Origin of the sequence: Streptomyces albiaxialis (genome assembly GCF_039530985.1) — a bacterium.
GTDB classification, from domain to species: domain Bacteria; phylum Actinomycetota; class Actinomycetes; order Streptomycetales; family Streptomycetaceae; genus Streptomyces; species Streptomyces albiaxialis.
Window position 1 is genome coordinate 488963 of sequence record NZ_BAAAPE010000016.1, and the last position, 15788, is coordinate 504750.

18 protein-coding genes are annotated in these 15788 nt (G+C 74.1%); 9 read left to right on the forward strand and 9 right to left on the reverse strand.

All coding sequences use genetic code 11. The annotated features are described in order from the left end of the window. The 3 genes from ABD343_RS33820 to ABD343_RS33830 are packed head-to-tail and all read right to left on the reverse strand — an operon-like array spanning position 1 to position 2559. Positions 1 to 255: a DUF6332 family protein gene (locus ABD343_RS33820; RefSeq protein WP_344533783.1), complete on the reverse strand. Its 255-nt coding sequence runs from the start codon at positions 253 to 255 to the stop codon at positions 1 to 3. A gap of 1 nt (position 256) precedes the next feature. Then, a complete protein-coding gene (locus ABD343_RS33825) occupies positions 257 to 1762 on the reverse strand; it encodes an APC family permease (protein WP_344533785.1) in 1506 nt (501 codons plus the stop codon). Next, entirely contained in the window at positions 1756 to 2559 is an 804-nt protein-coding gene (locus ABD343_RS33830; protein ID WP_344533787.1) for a carbon-nitrogen hydrolase family protein, read from the reverse strand. Before ABD343_RS33830 ends, ABD343_RS33825 begins: the two co-directional genes overlap by 7 nt. Positions 2560 to 2665: 106 nt before the next feature. Here ABD343_RS33830 and ABD343_RS33835 point away from each other — a divergent pair, with 106 nt between their 5' ends. The 4 genes from ABD343_RS33835 to ABD343_RS33850 are packed head-to-tail and all read left to right on the forward strand — an operon-like array spanning position 2666 to position 6290. Further along, positions 2666 to 3475, forward strand: coding sequence for a FadR/GntR family transcriptional regulator (locus tag ABD343_RS33835; RefSeq protein ID WP_344533789.1), 810 nt, complete (start codon positions 2666 to 2668; stop codon positions 3473 to 3475). A 51-nt stretch (positions 3476 to 3526) separates the two neighbouring features. Next, positions 3527 to 4363 (forward strand): CPBP family intramembrane glutamic endopeptidase, encoded by an 837-nt coding sequence (locus tag ABD343_RS33840; RefSeq protein ID WP_344533791.1) that lies wholly within the window; start codon positions 3527 to 3529, stop codon positions 4361 to 4363. 53 nt (positions 4364 to 4416) lie between these two features. Next, a complete protein-coding gene (locus ABD343_RS33845; RefSeq protein ID WP_344533896.1) occupies positions 4417 to 5631 on the forward strand; it encodes a sensor histidine kinase in 1215 nt (404 codons plus the stop codon). Further along, on the forward strand, positions 5628 to 6290 hold the full coding sequence (locus tag ABD343_RS33850; RefSeq protein ID WP_344533792.1) for a response regulator: 663 nt from the start codon (positions 5628 to 5630) through the stop codon (positions 6288 to 6290). The genes ABD343_RS33845 and ABD343_RS33850 overlap by 4 nt, the downstream gene beginning before the upstream one ends. Positions 6291 to 6394: 104 nt before the next feature. On the opposite strand, the gene ABD343_RS33855 is transcribed toward ABD343_RS33850, so the two are convergent. Together ABD343_RS33855 and ABD343_RS33860 are read right to left on the reverse strand one after the other, a co-directional pair. Further along, positions 6395 to 7717 carry an amidohydrolase gene (locus tag ABD343_RS33855; protein WP_344533794.1) on the reverse strand — a complete coding sequence of 441 codons (1323 nt, stop codon included), beginning with the start codon at positions 7715 to 7717 and terminating at the stop codon, positions 6395 to 6397. A 140-nt stretch (positions 7718 to 7857) separates the two neighbouring features. Next, entirely contained in the window at positions 7858 to 8625 is a 768-nt protein-coding gene (locus ABD343_RS33860) for a GntR family transcriptional regulator (RefSeq protein ID WP_344533796.1), read from the reverse strand. A 58-nt stretch (positions 8626 to 8683) separates the two neighbouring features. On the opposite strand from ABD343_RS33860, the gene ABD343_RS33865 reads away from it, so the two are divergent. Beyond that, positions 8684 to 9454 carry a transposase gene (locus ABD343_RS33865; protein WP_344533797.1) on the forward strand — a complete coding sequence of 257 codons (771 nt, stop codon included), beginning with the start codon at positions 8684 to 8686 and terminating at the stop codon, positions 9452 to 9454. Between the two features lie 56 nt (positions 9455 to 9510). Here ABD343_RS33865 and ABD343_RS33870 read toward each other — a convergent pair whose 3' ends face one another. After that, on the reverse strand, positions 9511 to 9756 hold the full coding sequence (locus tag ABD343_RS33870; protein ID WP_344533799.1) for a hypothetical protein: 246 nt from the start codon (positions 9754 to 9756) through the stop codon (positions 9511 to 9513). A 68-nt stretch (positions 9757 to 9824) separates the two neighbouring features. Here ABD343_RS33870 and ABD343_RS33875 point away from each other — a divergent pair, with 68 nt between their 5' ends. Next, positions 9825 to 10661, forward strand: coding sequence for a methyltransferase domain-containing protein (locus ABD343_RS33875; protein WP_344533801.1), 837 nt, complete (start codon positions 9825 to 9827; stop codon positions 10659 to 10661). A 73-nt stretch (positions 10662 to 10734) separates the two neighbouring features. Further along, entirely contained in the window at positions 10735 to 11148 is a 414-nt protein-coding gene (locus ABD343_RS33880) for a nuclear transport factor 2 family protein (protein ID WP_344533803.1), read from the forward strand. A gap of 6 nt (positions 11149 to 11154) precedes the next feature. Here ABD343_RS33880 and ABD343_RS33885 read toward each other — a convergent pair whose 3' ends face one another. Together ABD343_RS33885 and ABD343_RS33890 are read right to left on the reverse strand one after the other, a co-directional pair. After that, entirely contained in the window at positions 11155 to 12186 is a 1032-nt protein-coding gene (locus tag ABD343_RS33885; protein ID WP_344533805.1) for an HD domain-containing protein, read from the reverse strand. 22 nt (positions 12187 to 12208) lie between these two features. After that, on the reverse strand, positions 12209 to 13405 hold the full coding sequence (locus ABD343_RS33890) for an MFS transporter (protein ID WP_344533806.1): 1197 nt from the start codon (positions 13403 to 13405) through the stop codon (positions 12209 to 12211). An 89-nt stretch (positions 13406 to 13494) separates the two neighbouring features. Here ABD343_RS33890 and ABD343_RS33895 point away from each other — a divergent pair, with 89 nt between their 5' ends. Further along, complete coding sequence (locus tag ABD343_RS33895) at positions 13495 to 13953, forward strand: winged helix-turn-helix transcriptional regulator (RefSeq protein WP_344533807.1); 459 nt, start codon at positions 13495 to 13497, stop codon at positions 13951 to 13953. A gap of 60 nt (positions 13954 to 14013) precedes the next feature. Here the strand turns inward: ABD343_RS33895 and ABD343_RS33900 are convergent, their stop codons facing one another. Continuing rightward, the gene (locus tag ABD343_RS33900) at positions 14014 to 14874 is read right to left on the reverse strand and encodes an NAD(P)-binding domain-containing protein (RefSeq protein ID WP_344533809.1); all 861 of its coding nucleotides are present in this window, start codon (positions 14872 to 14874) and stop codon (positions 14014 to 14016) included. 176 nt (positions 14875 to 15050) lie between these two features. Between ABD343_RS33900 and ABD343_RS33905 the strand changes: the two genes are divergently transcribed. Continuing rightward, positions 15051 to 15764 (forward strand): SDR family NAD(P)-dependent oxidoreductase, encoded by a 714-nt coding sequence (locus tag ABD343_RS33905; protein WP_344533810.1) that lies wholly within the window; start codon positions 15051 to 15053, stop codon positions 15762 to 15764. Positions 15765 to 15788 lie beyond the last annotated feature (24 nt).

Genomic DNA, 15788 nt, shown 5'->3' on the forward strand with positions numbered 1-15788 from the left:
TCAGTCCCCCAGCCGACGCTCGCGGTCGAACCGCACCAGCACCCGCACGACCCAGGCGAGCGCCACCAGCCCGCCCACCGCGCACCCCGCCTCCACCAGAACCGACTTGGCGGAACCGGACGGCGACCACACCAGCAACGGCGCCACCACGACCCCGAAGGCGACCCCGCCCAGAAAACCCCCGGACACCAACGCGTACCCGATCTCGACGGTCATCGCGTCCTTGCCCCGCCGTACTTCTCTCCCGGCCGTCACCTCACCCAGTGTCCCGTACCGCCCGGCCGCCGCCCCGCGCCAGACCCAGGGCGAAGGCGGCGAAGGGGATCGCGCCCAACGCGATGCCGAGGCCTACGCCGCCGCCCGTGATGAGGGTGAAGTTGGAGGCGACCAGCCAGAGGGCTGTGACGAGGCCGGTGGCGGCGAGGGCCGGGGCGATTCGGGTCTGCCAGGGGCGGCCCCGGGCGAGTTCGGGGTGGCGGGTGAAGAAGGCCAGGACGGCGGCCGAGGTGGTCAGCATCAGCAGCACCATGCCCACGGTCGAGACCCCGGCCATCGACCCGAACACCCCCACCAGCGGCTCCACTCCGAGCGCGGCGAAGAGCACCACCAGCAGCAGCGCCGTGCAGGACTGCGCGAGGGAGGAGACGTACGGGGAGCGGTGCCTCGTGTGCACGGCGGCCAGTCGCGCGGGGGCGAGCCCCTGGCGGGCGAGGGTGAAGGTGTAGCGGGCGATGACGTTGTGGAAGGAGAGGACGCACGCGAACAGGCTCGTGAGCAGCAGCACCTGGGTCATGTCCCGCAGCGCCGTGCCCACGTACGCGCCCGCCGCGTCCATGAGCATGTTCCCGCCGTCCGCCAGCGACGCGTCGGCGACGGCCGTGACCTTGTCCGTGCCCGCGCCGAGCACCAGCGCCCAGCACGAGAGCGTGTAGAAGGCGCCGATGACGAGCACCGCGCAGTACGTGGCGCGCGGGATCGTACGGTCCGGGTCGCGGGCCTCGTCCCGGAAGACGGCCGTCGACTCGAAGCCGATGAACCCGGTGAGCGCGAAGAGCACGGCGACGCCGAGCGGGCCGGAGAGTGCCGCGTCCGGGGTGAAGGAGGTGACGTTCACGCCGTCCTCGCCGCCCCGGGCGAGGATCACCGCGTCCAGCACGGCGACGACCGCGATCTCCAGGACGAGCGCGACGCCGAGCACCTTCGAGCTGAGCTCGATGTGCCGGTAGCCGAGGAAGGCGACGATGCCGGCCGCGGTCAGGGACCACACCCACCACGGGACCCCGGCCGCCCCGCCGAGTCCGAAGTCGGCGAGCACGCTGTCCACGGCCCAGCCCAGATAGCCGTAGACGCCCGCCTGGATCGCGGTGTACGTGACGAGCGCGACGGCGGCCGTGCCGAGACCGGCCCGTTCGCCGAGCCCGCGCGTGACGTACGCGTAGAAGGCACCGGCCTGGCGGACGTGCGGCGTCATCGTGACGAAGCCGACCGCGAAGACCAGCAGGACGAGCGAGGCGAGGGCGAAGCCGACGGGGGCCCCGGCGCCCGGCCCCTCGGCGATGGCCAGCGGCACGTTGCCGCCGACGACGGTGAGCGGTGCCGCGGCGGCGATCACCATGAAGACGATGGAGCCGGTGCCGAGCCTGCCGCTGAGGTTCCCGGACGACCGCGGGGACGACTGCCGGGACGACCGCGGGGACGGGACGGGCCGGGACGGCTTCGGCCCCTCCCGCCCCGCGGCCGGGCCCGTCGGCTTCCTCAGCACGGGCGGTCCCCGGCGACGGGCCCGCGCGCGTACAGCTCCGGTCTGCGGTCGGCCAGATACGGGTTCGCCGCGCGGCACTTGCGGACCGTCTCGGGATCGACGTCGGCGTACAGCAGCCCGGTGCCGTGCCGGATCCCGTCCAGCACCTCGCCGGAGGGGGCGACGAGCGAGCTGCGGCCGACGTAGCGGAGGGAGCCCTCCTCGCCGTCGTGGTTCACGTAGGCGAGATAGACCTGGTTCTCCCAGGCGCGGACCCGCAGCAGATGGTCCGCGACGAACTCGTACGGCCGCATCTGCGCCGTCGGCACCGCGATCAGGTCGGCGCCCGCGAGCGCGGCGGCGCGCACGGGTTCGGGGAACTCGACGTCGTAGCAGATCAGCAGGGCGATGCGGAGGTCCCGGTAGGGGACGGGGGCCGTCAGCCGGTCGCCCGGGGTGAAGTACGCGCGGTCCAGCGCGCCGAAGAGATGGGTCTTGCGGTGCCGGCCCAGCACGGCGCCGTCCGCGCCGATGAGGAACGCGCTGTTGTAGCAGGCCCCTTCGGCCGCCTGTTCCGGCGCGCCGAGGACGAGGCCGATGCCGTGGCGGCGGGCGAGGTCGCGCGCGGGGGAGAGCAGGTCGCGGCGGGCCAGATCGAGGACGGCGTCGCCGATGTCGTACCCGGTCACGAACAGCTCGCTGGTGACCAGGAGTTCGGCACCGGCCGCGCGCGCCCGGCGGCAGGCGTCGTCCAGTTCGTGCAGGTTGGCGTCGACGTCGCCGGGGGTCCCGGCGGTCTGCAGTCCGGCGATCTTCATGCGACTCCTTGGGCGGCAGCCGATTCCCGCCATGGAAACATGCTCACTTTGAGCACGTAAAGACTCCGGCACGTAAAGGGTCCGGGCGCGCGCATACCCTGGCCCGATGGCGTCCCAGGAACAGGACCGAGGCCGGGACCGCACCGCGCGGCACCCCCTGACCAGCACGGCCCTCGCGGCGATCCGCCGCACGAGCGCCGTCGACACGGTCCGCGCCCGTATCGCGCTCGCCGTCGAACTCGGCCTGCTCGCGCCGGGGGAGCGGCTGCCGAACGTGCCGAGCACGGCCGAGGCGCTGGGCGTCGCCGCGATCACCGTGCGGCGCGCGCTCACCGCGCTGGAGCGCGAGGGCGTCGTCGTGCGGCGCCCGGGCCGGAGCGGCGGCACGTTCGTCGCCGAGGAGCCCCGCCGCGACACGGTGCCGCAGATCGACGCGTACGAGCGCGACAGCGCGCGCGTGCACCGGCTCATCGACGAACGGGCCGTGCTGGAGACCGGGTTCGCGCACCTGGCGGCCGAACGGCTCGACGAGGAGGGGCTCGCCGCGCTCGACGCGTGCCTCGCGGCGATGGACGGGGCCGGGACCTGGGCCGAGTTCCGCTCCGCCGACGCGCGGTTCCACCTCGCCGTCGCGCGCGGCGCCGGGCAGCCGTCCGCGCTGGAGCTGTACGCCCAGGTCACCGGCGAGCTGTACCGCTACTTCCTGCCGTACCCCATGAGTTACCTCCGCGAGAGCAACGCGGAGCACCGGCGGATCCGCGAGGCGCTCGCCGCGCGCGACGCCGCCCTCGCCGCGCGCCTGACGCACGCCCACGCCTCCGCGCTGCACCGCACGATGTACGTGGGCCTGTCCCCCGCGCGAGCTACACGCAGGTGTCCACCCGGTGGTGACGATTCCGGGGCGCTTGATCCGTAGCGTTCCGCGCAGCCGCGGCGCTCCGGTCGCGGGTGTGGTGAAAGGGATCTCATGAGACTGGTGTGGCAGCTCGTGACCGTCGCGGCTGTCGCCTTCCTCGGCGGTCAGGGGCTCATGGCGGCGGACGGCGAGCCGTGGGTGATGCTTCCGGCGGGCCTGGCGACGGCCGCGCTCGCGCTGCTCGTCTACGGGGCGGTCGTACGGCGGACCGAGCGCCGCACGGTCACGGAGCTGTCCCGCGAGGGCGCCGGGGTGGCGGTGGGGTGGGGAACGGCGCTCGGCGTCGCGCTGTTCGGCCTCGTCGTCGTGAACCTGTACTTCCTCGGCTACTACGACGTCGACGGCCTCGGCTCCCGTTCGGAGGCCGCGGGCCTGGTCGGCTTCATGGCGGCGGCGGCCGTGACCGAGGAACTCCTCTTCCGGGGCGTGCTGTTCCGGATCATCGAGGAACGGACCGGCGCCTGGACCGCGATGGTGCTGACCGGCGTGCTCTTCGGCGTCTACCACCTGGCCAATCCGGACGCGAGCCTGTGGGGCGCCGTCGCGATCGCCGTCGAGGCGGGCGGCATGCTCACCGCCGCGTATCTCGCCACCCGGCGGCTGTGGGTGCCGATCGGCCTGCACTTCGGCTGGAATTTCGCCGCCGCGGGCATCTTCAGCACCGCCGTCTCGGGCAACGGGGACAACACGGGCCTGCTCGACGCCACGACCTCCGGCCCCGCCCTCGTCACCGGCGGCGACTTCGGCCCGGAGGCCAGCCCGTACTCCGTGGTCTTCTGCCTGCTGGCCACGGCCGGGTTCCTGTGGCTCGCCCGGCGCCGCGGCCATGTGCGGCCACGCCGCCGGAAGGCGGCGCCGGTTGACGCTCTCACTACACTTTCCCGGTGAGCGATCTCCCACCCCCCGGCCGTCCCCGGACGATCCCGGAACACTGGCGCCGGATGAGGGGCGCGGTCCGCCTCCCATTCGAGCGGGTGCTCGGCCCGTTCCTCGGGCTGGTGTTCCTCGTGGCCTCCTTCGTGCCCGCGTTCCACAGCCACGGCACGGAGCTGGGTGGTCTGCCCGACCGGCCCTTCGACGCGCTGACGGTCGTGGCGATCGTTCTCCAGTGCGCCCCGCTCGCGGTGTGCCGGCGGTGGCCGGTCGCGAGCCTCGCGCTGGCGTCGCTCGGCTTCGCCGCCGACCAGCTCCGCGGCTACCACACGCTCGCGGGTACCGGCATGGCCCTCACCCTGGTCGGCGCGGGGGCCTGCGTGGAACGGCACCGGCGCGCCGCCAAGCTGCTCTTCTCCGTGGCGTACGTGCCGCTGGCCGTCGCCCTGCACCGGCTGGGCCCCGGCCTGCCGGTGAGCGAGTTCGTGATGTTCTACCTCGCGCTGGTCCTCGCCTGGGGCATCGGCGCCTGGCTGCGCGCCACGAGGGTGGCCGAGGCCGAGCGGCGCCGCCGGGTCGCGGACGAGACCCGCAGCGCCGAGCGCAGCCGTATCGCCCGCGAACTGCACGACGTCGTCACGCACCACGTCACGGCGATGGTCGTGCAGGCCGAGGCGGCGCGCTATCTGACCGCGTCGCCCGAGCGGCTCGACCAGACGCTGACCTCCGTCACCGACACCGGGCGGCGTGCCGTCACCGATCTGCGTCACCTGCTCGACCTGCTCAATCCCGACTACGGCACCCCCGCCCGTACCGGGGCCGAGGGCAGGACGCCGTCCGTCGGGACGCTGCCCACGCTCATCGAGCAGACCCGGCAGGCCGGGCAGCCGGTGGAGTTCAGCGAGGAGGGCACGCCCGCGGCGTCGACGGGCAGCGCCGATCTCGTGGCGTACCGGGTCGTCCAGGAGGCCCTGACGAACGCCCTCAAGTACGCCCATGGCAGCCGCACCTCGGTCCGGGTGCGGCACGGCGAACGGGAGATCTCCGTGGAGGTCGGCACGGAAGGCACGGAACGCACGGAACGCACGGACGGCGGCGGCAGCGGCGGCTCCGGCGGTGCGAACGGCACCGGCGCGCGTACCGGGTTCGCCGCCGGGAGCGGGCGCGGGCTCGCCGGGGTCCGCGAGCGCGTGGAGATCCTGGGCGGCGACTTCGGCGCGGGCCCCCGCCCGGGCGGCGGCTTCGTCGTACGGGCCCGGATACCGGCGGGAGGCGCGTCATGACCGGCACGCCGATCCGCGTCCTCGTCTGCGACGACCAGGTCCTCGTCCGTACGGGACTGGTGACGATCATCGACGCGCAGCCCGACCTCGCCGTGGCGGGCGAGTGCGGGGACGGCCGCGCGGCCGTCGATCTCGCGGCCGAACTGCGGCCCGACGTCGTGGTCATGGACGTGCGCATGCCGGTGCTCGACGGCATCGAGGCCACCCGCCTGCTCGCCGGATCCGGGGTGCCGCACCCCGTCAAGGTGCTGGTGGTGACGACGTTCAACCTCGACGAGTACGTCTACGAGGCGCTGCGCGCCGGGGCGAGCGGCTTCCTGCTCAAGGACGCGCCGCCCGCCCAACTGCTGCACGGGATCCGCACGGTGGCCACGGGCGCCGCGCTGCTGGACCCCGAGGTGACGCGTCAGCTCGTCGGCAGGTTCGCCGCCCGCATCCGGCCCGCCGAGGACAGCGCGCACGAGATGCCGCTGACCCCTCGCGAGCTGGAGGTCCTGCGCCTCATCGCGGACGGCCTCTCCAACGGGGAGATCGCCGGGGCGCTCCAGATCAGCCAGGAGACGGTCAAGACGTTCGTCTCCCGCATCCTCACCAAGCTCGCACTCCGCGACCGCGTCCAGGCCGTGGTCTACGCCTACCGCCAGGGCCTGGTCACCTGAGCCGCGCGGGCCCTCGTCTGAGGGGCTGGGCAGGGGCTGCCCCGTCCTGTCTGCCGCAGTCTGCGACTCACCGGACGGGGCAGCCCCTGCCCAGGAGCCACGGTCTACAGCAGGACGCCGTTCCGGGCCACCACGTGACCGGCGTGTACGACCACGTCGCGCTGCGGCATGTCCACCACGACCTGCGGCGTGCCCTCGCCCTTGACCAGGACGAAGTCGGCCGGGTCGCCGTCCTTGAACTCCGAGCGGCCGATGCCCATCAGCTCCGCGCCGCCGTGTGCGCCCACCGCGTAGCAGTCGCGCAGCTCCTCGTCGAGGCGGACGTCGGTGACCCAGCCCAGGATGTGGGTGCGGTGCAGCATGTCCGCGTTGCCGAACGGGCTCCACGCGTCCCGCACGCCGTCCGAGCCCAGCCCGACCCGTACGCCGTGCTCGTGCAGCTTCGCGATCGGCAGGACGAGCGACTCGTTGGGCGCGACGGTCGTCACGGAGATGTCCAGGTCGCCGAGTTCGGCGGCCGTACGGTCCAGCTCGGCGTCCGACAGCCTGGTCAGGCAGAACGCGTGACTGACCGTCACCTTGCCGCGCAGGCCGAGCGCGCGGGTGCGCTCGACGATCGCGCGCAGCACGTCGGTGCCCTTGTCGTCCCGGTCGTGCAGATGGATGTCCACCCCGAGCCCGTGCCGGTCGGCGAGCCCGAAGACCAGGTCGAGCTGCTCCTTCGGCGCCTGGTCGAAACTGATCGGGTCGATGCCGCCGATCTGGTCGACCGCGCCGGAGCGCGCGGCCTCCTCCAGCAGCTCCGCCGTGCCCGGCGTACGGATCACGCCGTGCTGCGGGAACGCGACGATCTGCACGTCGAGCGCGTGCTTGAGCCGCTCGCGGGCGTGGCCGAGCCCCTCCACGCAGGCCAGGCCGTACGCCGGGGCGATGTCGGCGTGGGCGCGCATCGCGCGGGTGCCGCGGGTCACGGCGTGCGCCATCAGCCCGTACGCGCGCTCGCCGACCGTACGGTCCTGGCTCTCGAACAGCTCGACGTCCTGCGCCGCGTAGTCGGCGATCCCGTCGGCGGGCTTGCGCGACACCCAGTCGCCGCCCCAGGTCGTCTTGTCCGGGTGGATGTGCGCGTCCACCAGCGAGGGCAGCGCGAGGCGCCCGCCGCCGTCCACGACCTCGGCGCCGGGCGGCGCGGGACGGTCCGAGATCCGGCCGTCGAGGACGGTGAGGTCCACGGGCTCGCTCGCCCCGAACGGGCGCACGTCGCGGAACACCACGGCCTTCGCCGGTCCCTTGCCGCGCGGGCTCTCACCGGCGGCCGTGACCGGTGCGGCGGCGGCCGGGGTGGCGGCGGACATCGTCACGCTGGTGCCCGCGAACGCGGCGGCGCTCGCGAGGACGCCGCGACGGGACATCCGGGACGGGGTCATGGCAGCTCCTTGATAGCTCCTGAGGGAACGGGCGACCCGGCTTTTTGTATACCAAGAGAGGGGCGGCGACAAGGCCGGGACGGCCAGGAGGAGGGAATGTGCCGGATTCTCCGATGCTCGGTATACAAAGTGGGGTCGGACTACGCGTCCCCGAAGAGCGAGCGCAGCGCCACCGCGCGGCTGTCCCGCACGTGGATGAGCGTGCTCGCGGCGGCGGGCTCCTCGTCGCCCGCCGCGATGTGCCGGTAGATGTCCCGGTGCTGCGCCCGCATGTGCGCGGGCTCCGCGCGCATCCCGAACACGAGCTGGAGCTGCCAGGAGAGCTGCTCCATCATGCGCGCGAGCAGCGGATTGCCGCCGAGCGCCACGATCTCCTCGTGGAACGCGGTGTGCGCGGCCACCTCGCGCGTGCCCTCCGTCTCGACGGCGGCGCTCTCGGCCCGTTCCAGGCAGGCCCGCAGGGCGCCCAGCCCCTCGGGCTCCGGCTCCCCCGGCGCGCACCCGGCGATCCGGCGCGCGGCGAGGCGCGAGGCCTGCACGGCGAGCGGTTCCCACACCTCGTACAGGTGCCGCACGTCCGTCCGCTCCAGGCTGCGCACCCGTACGCCGCTGTGCGGCAGCAGCTCCAGCAGCCCCTCGGCGACGAGGGCGCGCAGCGCCTCGCGCACCGGGACCCGCGACATGCGCAGCTCCTCGGCGACCTCGCGCTCCACGAGGCGGGCGCCCATGGGATAGCGCCGGTCGACGATCCGCTGCCGTACCTCCTCGCGCGCCCGCGCGCCCAGCGAGGTCCTTCCGCCCGCGTCCGACCCGGCCGCCCCCGTCGTCCTGCCCGCCACCCGCACCGTCCTCCGCTCGTCGCGCCCCCGCGAGAATACGCCGGGGCCGCCGCGCGACGCCGCGGGCATTTGTCAGACACCCCCTAAAGGGTGTTGCGGAAGGCTTGGTTCGGGGCATTTTGCCTGTATGGGTGGGGTGTTGCGGGCTGAGCTGGTGTGGGTGGAGACGTTCACCGGCTTGCGGATGGACCGGTTCGTCAAGCTGGTGAAGGTGGTGCGGGAGCGGGGTGGGAACGGTCCGGGCGGTGGCCGGCCGTGGTGCCTGCCGCTTGCGGACCGGGTCTTGCTGGTGGCGGTGTACTACCGCACCAACCTCACGATGCGGCAGCTCGCCCCGCTGTTCGGGATCTCTGCGGCGACGGTCTGCCGGGGCATCCAGCGCCTGCGGCCCCTGCTCGCGCTGGAGCCCGCCCCGCGGCCCGTCGCGGGGGCCGAGCGGCTGTGGATCGTGGACGGCACGCTGGTCCCGGTGCGCGACCGGCAAGTCGGCGCCTCCTCCCGCAACTATCGTTTCTCAGCAAACGTGCAGGTCATCATCGACGCCGACACGCGCCTGGTCCTCGCCTCGGCCCGGCCGGCTCCGGGGAACACGGCCGACGCCCATGTCTGGCGCGAGTCGGACCTGCCCGCAGCGGCCGCCGGGACGAGGGTGCTCGCGGATGGCGCATACCTGGGCACCGGGCTGATCGTCCCGCACCGCAGAAGGGCCGGACGGCCCCTCCTGCGCGCTCAGGAGGAGGACAACGCCGAACACCGCCGGGTCCGTGCCCGCATCGAGCACACCTTCGCCCGCATGAAGACCTGGAAGATCCTCCGCGACTGCCGCCAGAAGGGCGACGGCCTCCACCACGCCGTCCAGGCCGTCGCCACCATGCACAACCTCGCTCTCGCCGGGTGAAACAGCAGGCCGAACACCCCTCCGGCCAGCCCGAACCGAGCCTTCCGCAACACCCTTTAGGGCCGTTCCGTCAGCCTGCCCCTGACGAACGGGTACGCCAGCGCGAACCCGAGCAGTACGCACCCGCCCGCCGCGCCCGCCCACGGCAGGCCCTCGGTCCACGAGCGGGTCAGGCCGCGCCCGAAGAGCGCGCAGGCCAGCAGGACGATCGCGGTCCACACCGCGCCCGTCCTCACGTACGCGCGGCGCGTGTCCACTCTCCCCGGCAGGCACTCCATCAGCAGTTCGAGCAGAAACCCCATCCGCCCCTCCCCCTCGCTCACCTGGTCGGGAACGACCCTACGTGAGGGCCGGATGCGATGATCGGCCTATGGCAAGGGACGCGCGGGGCGCGCGGGACGCTCGTGACCAGGGCTATCTTCTGGACAATCAGCAGGTCGAGGCCGGGGCGCGGTTCGCCGCGCTGTCGGAGCTGTTCGACCCGTGGACCTTCCGGCACTTCGAGACGGTCGGGGTCGCCGGGGGCTGGCGCTGCTGGGAGGCCGGCGCGGGCGGCGCGACCGTACCGGAGTGGCTGGCCGCGCGCGTCGGTCCGGCCGGGCATGTGGTGGCCACCGACATCGACACGTCCTGGATGGAGGGCCCGTCCGGGGCGGCGGCGCCCTTCGAGGTGCTCCGCCATGACGTGGGGGCCGGAGCGCCGCCGCCCGGGGGCCCGTTCGACCTGGTCCACGCCCGCCTCGTCCTCGTCCATGTCGCCGACCGCGAGCGGGCCCTGCGCACGATGGCGGCGTCGCTGCGCCCGGGAGGGTGGCTGATCGTGGAGGACGCCGACCCCGCGTTGCAGCCGCTGATCTGCCCCGACGAGTACGGGCCCGAGCAGGAGCTGGCCAACAGGCTGCGCCGCGGCTTCCGCGCACTGCTGCGGCAGCGCGGCGCGGACCTCGCCTACGGGCGCAGGCTGCCGCGCTCGCTGCGCGAGGCCGGGCTCGCGGACGTACGGGCCGACGCGTACTTCCCGCTCACCTCGCCCGCGTGCGCGGTCCTGGAGCGGGCGACCGTCCTCCAGGTGCGCGGCAGGCTGGTGGCCGAGGGCCTGGCCACGGACGAGGAGATCGACCGCCACCTGGCGAACGTGGCGGCGGGCGGCCTCGATCTGGCGACCTCCCCGATGATCTCCGCCTGGGGCCGCCGCACCAGGGCGTGAACGACGGCGCCAGGCGGGGCGGCCGGAACATTCGTCCAAGACAGCGGCGCCCGGGCGCGGTGACAGTGGGGCGATGAGCGACATCGTCCCGCGCGCCCTCCAGGCGCTCGTCAGCAAGGACCCCGACCGGATCGCCGCGGTCTTCACCGAGGACGCCGAGTGGCTCTCGCCCCCGGGCAACGCCGTCGCCCTCGCCCTCGGCGCGCCCGACCACATGGTGGGCAGAGCGGCCATCGCGCGCTTCTTCGCGGCCGACTTCCCCCGCCTGTTCGCCCGCGACCTCGACGTCACGTTCCACGGCTCGCACACCGACGGGGAGCGGGCGACGGTCGAGGTGACCGTGAACGCGACGCTCGCCGACGGCACGGCGTTCAGCAACCCGTACTGCTTCGTCTTCGCACTCCGCGACGGCCTCGTCCACCGCGTCCGCGAGTACACGGACACGGCACGCGGCCACCGCCTCATCGGGGGCGCGGCGGTCCCGTAGGGCGGCTCACCGGGGGAGAGCGAGGCCGCTCTCCGGCGGGGGCAGGATGCGGCAGCTCCACGGCAGCGGGGGCAGTTCGGCGAAGGCCGGGTGGGTGGCGGGCAGCGGACGCCCGTCCACGAGGGGCATGTCGAGATAGCGGCGCCGGACGGTGAAGAGGATGCCCTCCTGGTCGTCCCCGGGGCCGGCTTCGCGTACGGGCCAGGCAGGGGAGCGGCGCAGCGCGCGCGTCGCCCGTGCGGTCGCCGGGTCCGTGAGCAGCAGTGCCCAGAACTCGTCGTCGGTCATGGCCGCGATCTCGTCGCGCCGTTCCGGGGAGGCGTCGGCGAGCAGGAGCGCCGCGAGATGGCGTACGACCCCGCAGGGGACCGCGTTCACGGTCGAGGACAGCCAGCGGGCCTCCCCGGCGACCAGCTCGGCGAGATACTCGCCGGTCTCGGGGCCGGTGCTCACCGCGCCCTCGACCACCTCCAGTTGGGCCAGGGTCTCCGGCGGCGCCTGCCGTGTCCGCCCGTGCGCCCGGCCGCTGCGCACCAGCGACTCCAGATGGTCGAGCTTGAGCGCCCCGGGGCCGCCGCGCAGCACGGAAGGCCGCCTGCCCTCGTCGACGGCGACCACCTCGTCGGCGTCCACGCCGTGCGCCGCCAGCAGCCCGGCCAGGTCGCCGACGCGCCGGGCGCCGATGCGGTGGTGGTCCAGTCCGGCGACGCCCTCGAAAGTGTGGCTCAGCGGCAGATGCCCCACGTCGTGCAGGAGCGCCGCCGCACGGGCCACGGCGTCCCCGGGGGCGAAGTGCGCGGTCAGCGCGAGCAGCCCGAGCGAGTGCTCCAGCCGCGTGTACGACTGGGTCGCGGCCATCGAGGCCGCCCCCGCGTGCGCCACGAACCCGAGCCTGCGCACCCACCATGTGCCGAGCAACTCCCGCTCCAGGCCGGACAGTTCGACGGTCACCCGCCACATCGGGTCCCTGAACACCCCGTCGGTGCCCAGCACATCGGCGATCGCGGGCGCGACCTCACCGGAAACAGAAACCACCATGCCCCGGACTGTAGCCCCCGCCTCAGGACCGCGAGGGCTCCGCCGGGACCCGGGTGAGCTTCTCCGGTCTCCGTACGGCGCGGTCGGCGGCCCAGACCGCCAGGGCGCAGGCGGCGAACGCCGTGCCGAGGAGGGTGGAGCCCGTCCAGCCGTGGGCGGTGAAGGCGGCGGTGGTCGTGGCGGCGCCGAGGGCCGAGCCGAGCGAGTAGAAGACCATGTAGCCGCCGATGACGGCCCCGGCGCGGTCCGGGTGCGCGGCGGTGAGCAGGTGCTGGTTGCTCACATGGACGGCCTGGACGGCGAAGTCGAGGAGCACGATGCCCGCGGCGAGGAGCCACAGCGACCACGGCAGCCGTCCGATCGCCGCCCAGGAGACGACGAGCAGGGCGAGCGCGAGGCCGGAGACCCGGGCCGTACGCCCCGCGTCCGCCCAGCGGCCCGCGCGTGCCGCGCCGAGCGCCCCGGCGAGCCCGGCGAGTCCGAAGAGCCCGATCTCGCCCTCGTCCAGCCGCCAGGGCGCGCCCGACAGCGGCAGGGACAGCCCGCTCCACAGGGTGCCGAACGAGGCGAAGAGGAAGAACGCGATCAGCCCGCGCGTCACGAAGAGGCGCTGCCCGAACAGCCCGCCGAGCGCGGCGAGGGCACGCCCGTAGCCGGTCGGCAGGCCATGGCGTTCCTCCGGCGGCAGTGCGGCGAGGACGAGGGCGGCGAGGCCGAGGGAGAGGGCCGCGAGCGTGGCGTAGACGCTCCGCCAGCCCCAGGTCTCGGCGAGGGCACCGGTGACGATCCGCGCGCCGAGGATGCCGACGACGACACCGGAGGTCACCACGCCGATGTTCCGGCCGCGTTCGGCGGGCGGCGAGGCCGTCGCGGCGTACGCCACCGCCGTCTGCACCACGACCGCGAACACCCCGGCCGCGGCGAGCCCCGCGAGGGCCGTCCACGCGCCCGGCGCCGCGGCCGTGAGCGCCAGGCCCGCCGCGGTGAGCGCCAGGTGCGCGGCGATGAGCCGGCGGCGGTCGGCCACGTCGCCGAGCGGCACCAGCAGCACGAGCCCCACCAGATAGCCGAACTGGCCGGTGGCGACGATCCAGCCGGTGAACTCCGCCGGTACGCCCAGGTCGCGGCCCATCGGCTCCAGCACCGGCTGCGCCGCGTAGACGCTCGCCACCGCGACACCGCAGACCACCGCGAGCAGCAGCCGCCGCCACGTGTTCATCGCACTCCCTCGATCCGATCGGTAGCAGATTGCAACCGTTCGGACGGTACGGCATGATGGTTTCAATCCGCAACTCATTGGGAGGTGTCATGACCGGCGGCACCACGGGCCCCGCGAACCCCGACTGGACCGACCCCGCATGCCCCGTCGCCAGGACGCTCGACCTCGTCGGCGACCGGTGGAGCCTGCTCGTCGTGCGCGACGCGATGGACGGGGCGCGGTCGTTCACCGAGTTCCAGCGCCGCACCGGCATCGCGCGGAACATCCTCACGGACCGCCTCCGCAAGCTCACGGCGCACGGGCTCCTCGCCCAGCGCACCGCGCCCTCGGGCCGGCGTCAGGAGTACGTGCTCACCGACGCCGGCCGCGACCTCTTCCCCGTCGTCCTCACCCTGCGGCAGTGGGGGGAGCGCCACGCCTTCGCGCCCGGCGAGGCCCACTCGACCCTCGTCGACGCGCACGGCGCCCCGGTGCCGGAGCTGACGCCGACGGCCGCCGACGGTACGCCCGTCGACGCCGCGACCACCCACGTACGCAAGGTCGAGTAGGCCCGGCGGCCCGGACCGGCGGGCTGGAGGACCGCTCGGCGGCTCCTCGCGTGGTCCGGGCTACTTCGGCTGTTCCCCGAGGTCCGTGCGGTCTCCGCGGTCAGCGAGGTCCGCGAGCAGTCCGTCGAGAGCCTTGTGGAGGTCCTCGGCGTTGGCCGGGGTGAACCAGGTGGTGCGGACGCGCTCGTTGTTGCCCTTCGGCGTCTCGTGGTCGGCGGCGAGCCGGTCCAGGGAGCGCGACTCGTCGCTCAGTGCCCGGCCGACGCCCTGGAAGAGGCTCCGCACATAGCTGTCGGCGGCGTCGGGCGCGATGCCGTGCCCCGCGGCCCACTTGGTGAGCGTGGCGAGGTACGCGTAATGGGTCGTCAGCGTCCCGGTCAGCGCGGAGAAGACGTCGAAGGCGGCCTCGTCCGGGACCGGGAGCGCCCCGCCCAGGCGCGTGAAGAGCGCGTCCACCACCGGGTGCGCGGGGCAGGTCACGGTGAGGGAGCGCCGTTCGCGCACGGAGGGCAGGGGGATGGCCCGTACGAGCGGCGCCGATGTGCCCAGCGTGCCGCGCAGATCGTCGTTGGCGACACCGGCCATCACATTGACCACGATCTTGTCGTCGCCCACCGTCAGCCCGGCCAGCGCCTCGTGCCGGTCCTGGCGGCGTACGGCGATGAGCACGATCTCCGAACTGTCCACCACCGCCTGGTTGTCGGCGCGGACCCGCACGCTCGGGTAGCGCTCGGCCAGCTCGGCGGAGGTGCGGGCGCCGCGCGGGGAGAGGTTCACCTCCGGCGCCGGTTCGCCGCTCCCGCCCGCCGCCCGGCTCTCGCCCGCCGCCCGGCTCCCGTCCTCCTCCGTCCCGTCCTCGCACAGGCCGGTGACGATGGCCCGGGCGATCTCGCCCACCCCGATGATGCCGATGCGCCGCATCGCGTCCTCCTCGTGTCTCGTACGAGCCGGTCCTGTATATCCGGCGGGCCGAGGGCCGCGCGCACCGCCCCACCGGGGCGGGACGGCCACCTCGGCGTGGCCGGGAAGCCATGTCCCGTCCATGGCGGGGACATAGGCTCGCATCCGGAACGCAGCACCGGACGAAGGGACGCAGCATGGGCACGCCGGACACGTCGGGCACGCCGGGCACCTCGGTGGTCATCGGGGGAAGCGGCGGGCTCGGCCGCGCCGTCGCCGGGCGGTTCGCAGGGCGCGGCGACTCCGTCGTCGTGACCAGCCGCGACGCGGAACGGGCGCGGGCGACGGCGGAGGAGATCGGCGGCGCGAGCCGCGGCCTCGCCGTGGACCTCTCGCGCCCCGGGACGATCGCCGCCGCCCTCGCGGACGTCGCCGAGGTCGACCGGCTCGTCCTGACGGCGATGGAGCCCGCGCCCAACTCGCTGGCCGAGTTCGACGTGGACAGCGCCGTACGCGCCGTCACGGTCAAGCTCGTCGGCTACGCCGAGTCGGTCCGCGCGCTGCGGGACCGCCTCCGGCCGGGCGCCGCCGTCGTCCTCTTCGGCGGCATGGCCAAGGAACGCCCGTACCCCGGCTCCACGATGATCACGACCTTCAACGCCGGGCTGTCGGGCCTGGTCAAGACCCTCGCCGTCGAGATGGCCCCGCACCGGGTCAACGCCCTGCACCCCGGCGTGGTCGGCGACAGCCCCCGCTGGCGTGAGGTGAACGATCACCCGCACGCCCGGCGTACGCCCATCGGACGCCTCGTCACGATGGACGAGATCGTCGACGCCACGGACTTCCTGCTGCGCAACGGGGGCATGAACGGGCACGACCTCCACGTGGACGGCGGTCTGCTCGCCGCCTGACGCCTCGTCGGGCCCGCCTCCGCG

What these genes read in the sequence shown, in the direction of transcription:
- ABD343_RS33900 (WP_344533809.1), bottom strand. Translation starts at nt 14,874, where the DNA reads ATGCGGCGCATCGGCATCATCGGGGTGGGCGAGATCGCCCGGGCCATC.
- ABD343_RS33840 (WP_344533791.1), top strand. Translation starts at nt 3,527, where the DNA reads ATGAGACTGGTGTGGCAGCTCGTGACCGTCGCGGCTGTCGCCTTCCTC.
- ABD343_RS33865 (WP_344533797.1), top strand. Translation starts at nt 8,684, where the DNA reads ATGGGTGGGGTGTTGCGGGCTGAGCTGGTGTGGGTGGAGACGTTCACC.
- ABD343_RS33860 (WP_344533796.1), bottom strand. Translation starts at nt 8,625, where the DNA reads ATGCCCGCGGCGTCGCGCGGCGGCCCCGGCGTATTCTCGCGGGGGCGC.
- ABD343_RS33895 (WP_344533807.1), top strand. Translation starts at nt 13,495, where the DNA reads ATGACCGGCGGCACCACGGGCCCCGCGAACCCCGACTGGACCGACCCC.
- ABD343_RS33890 (WP_344533806.1), bottom strand. Translation starts at nt 13,405, where the DNA reads ATGAACACGTGGCGGCGGCTGCTGCTCGCGGTGGTCTGCGGTGTCGCG.
- ABD343_RS33850 (WP_344533792.1), top strand. Translation starts at nt 5,628, where the DNA reads ATGACCGGCACGCCGATCCGCGTCCTCGTCTGCGACGACCAGGTCCTC.
- ABD343_RS33870 (WP_344533799.1), bottom strand. Translation starts at nt 9,756, where the DNA reads ATGGGGTTTCTGCTCGAACTGCTGATGGAGTGCCTGCCGGGGAGAGTG.
- ABD343_RS33830 (WP_344533787.1), bottom strand. Translation starts at nt 2,559, where the DNA reads ATGAAGATCGCCGGACTGCAGACCGCCGGGACCCCCGGCGACGTCGAC.
- ABD343_RS33885 (WP_344533805.1), bottom strand. Translation starts at nt 12,186, where the DNA reads ATGGTGGTTTCTGTTTCCGGTGAGGTCGCGCCCGCGATCGCCGATGTG.
- ABD343_RS33905 (WP_344533810.1), top strand. Translation starts at nt 15,051, where the DNA reads ATGGGCACGCCGGACACGTCGGGCACGCCGGGCACCTCGGTGGTCATC.
- ABD343_RS33835 (WP_344533789.1), top strand. Translation starts at nt 2,666, where the DNA reads ATGGCGTCCCAGGAACAGGACCGAGGCCGGGACCGCACCGCGCGGCAC.
- ABD343_RS33855 (WP_344533794.1), bottom strand. Translation starts at nt 7,717, where the DNA reads ATGACCCCGTCCCGGATGTCCCGTCGCGGCGTCCTCGCGAGCGCCGCC.
- ABD343_RS33845 (WP_344533896.1), top strand. Translation starts at nt 4,417, where the DNA reads ATGAGGGGCGCGGTCCGCCTCCCATTCGAGCGGGTGCTCGGCCCGTTC.
- ABD343_RS33875 (WP_344533801.1), top strand. Translation starts at nt 9,825, where the DNA reads ATGGCAAGGGACGCGCGGGGCGCGCGGGACGCTCGTGACCAGGGCTAT.
- ABD343_RS33880 (WP_344533803.1), top strand. Translation starts at nt 10,735, where the DNA reads ATGAGCGACATCGTCCCGCGCGCCCTCCAGGCGCTCGTCAGCAAGGAC.